This window comes from Ochrobactrum sp. S1502_03, assembly GCF_044435015.1.
GTDB lineage: Bacteria > Pseudomonadota > Alphaproteobacteria > Rhizobiales > Rhizobiaceae > Brucella > Brucella chromiisoli.
In genome coordinates, this window is sequence record NZ_JAYEXN010000071.1 from 1 (window position 1) to 4583 (window position 4583).

Below are 4583 nucleotides of genomic sequence, written 5' to 3' on the forward strand. Positions count from 1 at the left end.
CACGCAGAATTTTCAGCACATCCATCGCTGCAAACTGACGGAGATGGCCTACGTGCAAGCGGCCTAGACTCATATTCCGAACTCTTTTAATCAGCGTTACTCCATGCGCGCATTTCTGGGAACCCCATTCGATTAAAGTGAGATGGCCTTCTTCTTTTGGTGGCCATTCGCGATAGATGTTTCCAACTCATGGCTGTGTCTTTAGGAAACGGGTAAAAGCAGTTTCATATTGAAACGAGACCCCCGTTTGCCCTCATTCCTGAAAATAGGAGCTGACAGATTGAAAAGGTCCCTCCCCTCGCCTTCTGTGTCAGAGATCGGAGATATCCGCCAGGTGAGTTGATGGCCGATAGTTTCTGCAGGATCCAGGCAATAGCGGTTGAAGCGGTTTCTGGTCCCATGAACCGGATCGCTTCCTGATAGGCTGATTGACTGATGCCGAGAAAGCCTGAGACGATACGCGAGGCATCGTGAAGCTCACGCCATGTGGCAATTCCGTTCGCACCATACTCCCGGATATCCGGACAGGATCGAAGTACTTGGTCGAGAGAAATGGATGGCGTTAACTCACCAGAAGTTTTTTCTTCCGTCTTCACAGAAACTGGTGTCTCCGCAGAAGGTGCGTTCAAAACAATCTTTTTGCCATTTTGAGATTCAAAAAGGGATTCTGGTAGGGATTCATTATGTTGCCGCTCAGATTGAGCGACGCTGCCGCTCATTTCTGGAACAATTTCTATTGTTTTCAAAGTGATAGCCAATTCACCACGAATGGCTTCAAAATTGGCCCTGATCGCGGACAGTTCATCAAGAGATGCGCGGCGAGGGATAGCGTCGACAATGGCGCGGAAGCGAACGAACAATGCTTCGAGACACCCACCAAGCTCACCCGTTTCTTCGGCCCTATCCGCAAAGGCTGACGCAATGTCTCTGCGCATGACCGACACTTCGTCGCGAAGACGCTTCAATGCTTTCTGATCGGCGAGAATTTTATCCGCGATAGCAGCAATTTTAGAAGCGCGCTCGAGCAACGGTGCAAAGGAAAAGCCGAAAGCAAGCTCGACGCCGCCTTCTCTATCTTTATGGGCATAGCGTTTACGCGTCGGGCTATCTTTGCGCGCAATGATCCTGGCTTCAATCAGGGAGGCCAGATGTCGGCGCAGTGTAGACTCCGGCATGCCATGGGCACGCAGCGAAAGCTGTCGGTTGGATGGGAAAACGACTAGGCCGCTTTTCTCATCAAATTCATCATCAGGCAGAAATGACAGAAGCGAGCTCAGCACGGCAAGGCAACGATCGTTCAGATCGAATTCAGCCCTAGCGACGCAGAGTTGTTTGTAGAGCGCCCATTTGTTTACACCCCTCCCCTGCTTCGGCTTCTCTTGCCGATCAGAATTTTGGGCAAACATCTTCATTCGCCCGCGGAATGCGGACGTGTCAGTCTTCAGAATTTGCATTCCCTCTCACCTTTCAAAAGGCAAAAGAAATCCGCCCGCCAAAAAGACGCTTATGACTCTTGACACTGATTCATGGAAATGCGATTCTCAGACTTGCTACAGATTGAGAGAGGCTTCCACGCGGTGACGTTTTGGGGGCCTTTTTCTTTTGGTCGTTAATCTCCATTCTTACCGGCAACTGATTGGCTAAACTCGTCGTAAAGTGTATCCATTCTACCTGTTAGCCAATCTGCAAAATCATTTGCATTTCTGTTTGTTAGTTCAATCGCAACCTTTTTAGCCCGAAGGTTCATTGATAGATTTAAAGAGCCGTCTTTTGACACCCAATTGTTAACCTGGGCGCGAGCATTCACATTCGTGGGGCTCGATGATTTAGCTGTGGCGAGGTACTCGAAGGCCTTTTGGAAACGTTGGTTACTATCGAGCGATCTCATGTTGTCCGCGGACAACACTAGAATAAGCCCCTGGGTATCGCCTATGGAAATTAGATCGCCGAACTCCATCCAACGGCGTCTACCGATTTCAGGAGCAGCACCAATCAACTCGATAACTTCGGACGAAATCAGCTTAACGACTGACAGCATTTTCGAAACTGCGGCTTTGTCAACAGCAAGTGCCGACATTATGACATCTCGCGCAAACCCTTTAATCTCTAGGCGTTCAGCGAACAAAGCTCGTTCGATAAAAGATAGATTAGTACGAGCATTATTTTCCTGACCCTGATTGATGACCAACTGTTCATCTGTGAGATCGCGTACGATCGCTCGAACCTTAATCCCAATAATTTTAGCCGCTGCTAAACGTCGGTGACCAAAGGCTACTTGATATCGCTCTTGGTTTGCCGGGTTTGGCCGGACAAGAATGGGTACGAGCTGACCGCTTTCACGAATTTGCGCTACGAGTTCAGAAAGTTGGGTTGAATCAATTTCAAGACGGTCCGATACGAAAGATCCGTCAACCAAGCTCGGATCTAACTCGACGATCACTTGTCCTTCTGAAAGCCGTTTTTCGAGTTCGTCGACGCGTTCGACCTTTTGAGTGATGTTGGTCAAAGACTTTGTAATTCCGCCCACTGGAGCGCTTCGCGCAGTAGGCACAAAGCCGGATAAAGGCCTCGACCTTGTGATATCAGAATCGATCGCCTGCGGAGACGTTGGGTCAGTATCCAATGATACGCCGATAAGATTCTTACGTGCCATTTGTTACTTCCTTCCCCAGGTAGCCCTCAAAAGCATTTCGATTTCTCCGTTGACGGCATTCAGTGAATCCATCGCACGATCATAGGTGCCTCGAGTGAATTGTGACCGTTCCACCTCGTAAAGGGTCTGCTTAGTCACTCCGGCATCAGAAATTGCAGTAGATTTCAGCATGGCGTTTTGGAGCATCCGATTACCAAATATAGCTCTCATAAAACCCGTCATCTGACTTTGCGGACCATCGTTAGGTTCGTAACGGGTCACGAGATAACGCATCCAGTCATAACTTGTTCTGCCACCGGCTCTTTCCACGACCGCCATAAGTTCACTCGTCATTGCGAGAAACTGGCTCATAGACATGACGTCGAGCATCTGAGGGTGCACGGTGATCAATACCCCTGTTGCAGCGCATAGGGCTGACATTGTTAGAAAGCCTAACTGTGGGGGGCAATCGATCACGACGACATCGTAAATACTTTCAATATCGGAGATAACCTCCCCTATTCGAGCAAAGAACATGCTTTCCGCACGCCCCGTTGTGATCGCCTTTGGCGTCTCGTGTTCGAATTCCATCAATTCCAGGTTTCCTGGAATGACATGGAGATTAGGCGTATAAGTCGCGCGAACGATCTCTGTAATGTTGCGCGGATCTTCGTATCGAATAGCTCCGTAAAGAGTTTCACTTTCACCAACATCCAATTCAGGTTGGTGTCCGAAAAGTGCTGAAAGAGATGCTTGAGGATCGAGATCTATCGCTAAAACACGATATCCACGTAATGCGAGAAACTGCGCAAGATGCGCTGATGTCGTGGTCTTCGCTGATCCACCCTTAAAATTCATAACAGCCAACACTTGGAGCTTTTCATTAGCTCTACGTGTTGGGACATACTTGGGTGCGCCATTCTTCTCGTCTAAGGAATAGCGAATACGATCCATATCGTCCGGCGTGTACATACGTCGACCATTTGCCATTGGTTCGGGGCCATGACCTTCCGATGCTACCTGTCTGAGGTAGCCTTCACCGATGCCAATGTAAGCTGCTGCCTCAGACGGGGAAAATTGGCGAATGGTTTTTTGCGATGTTGGCGGGAAAATTTTTTGCTGATGAAGTTGGAGTTGTCGCGACAATTCTTGCGAATCCGCTGACAACAGTGTCGGAAGATGTTCCTGTTGATCCATCAGGTTATGACTTGTTAACATTTGAGGCCCTTCAACTTCGCAATTGATTTGAATTCATCAATAACTGCGAAGTTCACAGTAAGCCCGATTCGTAAACATTTTACAAACGATTAACTATGGAGCGATCGGAGTTGTCCGCGGACAACTCCGAGGTTGCTAAAGCCGTGCATCTCGACAAAACCGATTACTGTCTCTGTATGGGGTCTAAATTCTCTAAATGTTCACGAGAAAACTGGCTCAGTACATATCATTGTAAGGCCTTTTGGTTTCGCCGACCAATCGTGCCAGATCGGAAAACGTACTGGATCGCGGCGTTGTTTCCTTATTTGCGACCTCGAGAATTCGGATAGGAAAGCAGACAGCATCACGGCTTGAAGGATTGAGACCCTCGACTAAACGTTCGTCGCTTCGCGCTATGGCTTCAGCCTTCTTAAGTGCTCCGTTTAGCTCAATTTGCGTGAGAACGCCTTTTTCAACCAAGGCATGATTGATGGCAGCAATTGCCATGCAAAGCCCTTCGATCTGCAGATTGGCTACGTTCATTTTCACCTCCTGTTGCTGGAGGAGAACAACGCTGCGCTGCTGTCTTTTGATCCATGGGGCGTCGTTTTGACGAATAGTCAAGAACGTCTGTTAGTATCGAGTTTTGGTCGGCTGATTTTAAGGCACTAACTAATTTCAGTGATTGCTTTTTTTAGTGTCGTTTATCTAATGTTGGGGAGCTGGGGAGTGTCGGGGGTATTTATGTTTGTGA

At 48.4% G+C, this 4583-nt stretch carries 4 protein-coding genes; all 4 read right to left on the bottom strand.

Going from position 1 to position 4583, the window contains the following annotated elements; genetic code table 11:
• Positions 1-224: 224 nt before the first annotated feature.
• The 4 genes from repC to VBH83_RS19155 all read right to left on the bottom strand — a co-directional run bounded on the left by repC (position 225) and on the right by VBH83_RS19155 (position 4372).
• The gene (repC, locus tag VBH83_RS19140; protein WP_396999067.1) at positions 225-1454 is read right to left on the bottom strand and encodes a plasmid replication protein RepC; all 1230 of its coding nucleotides are present in this window, start codon (positions 1452-1454) and stop codon (positions 225-227) included.
• A gap of 155 nt (positions 1455-1609) precedes the next feature.
• On the bottom strand, positions 1610-2653 hold the full coding sequence (repB, locus tag VBH83_RS19145; RefSeq protein WP_396999068.1) for a plasmid partitioning protein RepB: 1044 nt from the start codon (positions 2651-2653) through the stop codon (positions 1610-1612).
• A 3-nt stretch (positions 2654-2656) separates the two neighbouring features.
• Entirely contained in the window at positions 2657-3850 is a 1194-nt protein-coding gene (gene repA / locus VBH83_RS19150; protein ID WP_024899752.1) for a plasmid partitioning protein RepA, read from the bottom strand.
• A 216-nt stretch (positions 3851-4066) separates the two neighbouring features.
• Complete coding sequence (locus VBH83_RS19155; protein ID WP_396999069.1) at positions 4067-4372, bottom strand: hypothetical protein; 306 nt, start codon at positions 4370-4372, stop codon at positions 4067-4069.
• Positions 4373-4583: the final 211 nt, after the last annotated feature.

Bases quoted from the DNA above. Each gene is read 5' to 3' on its own strand.
- repC (WP_396999067.1), bottom strand. From the start codon at position 1,454: ATGCAAATTCTGAAGACTGACACGTCCGCATTCCGCGGGCGAATGAAG.
- repB (WP_396999068.1), bottom strand. From the start codon at position 2,653: ATGGCACGTAAGAATCTTATCGGCGTATCATTGGATACTGACCCAACG.
- repA (WP_024899752.1), bottom strand. From the start codon at position 3,850: ATGTTAACAAGTCATAACCTGATGGATCAACAGGAACATCTTCCGACA.
- VBH83_RS19155 (WP_396999069.1), bottom strand. From the start codon at position 4,372: ATGAACGTAGCCAATCTGCAGATCGAAGGGCTTTGCATGGCAATTGCT.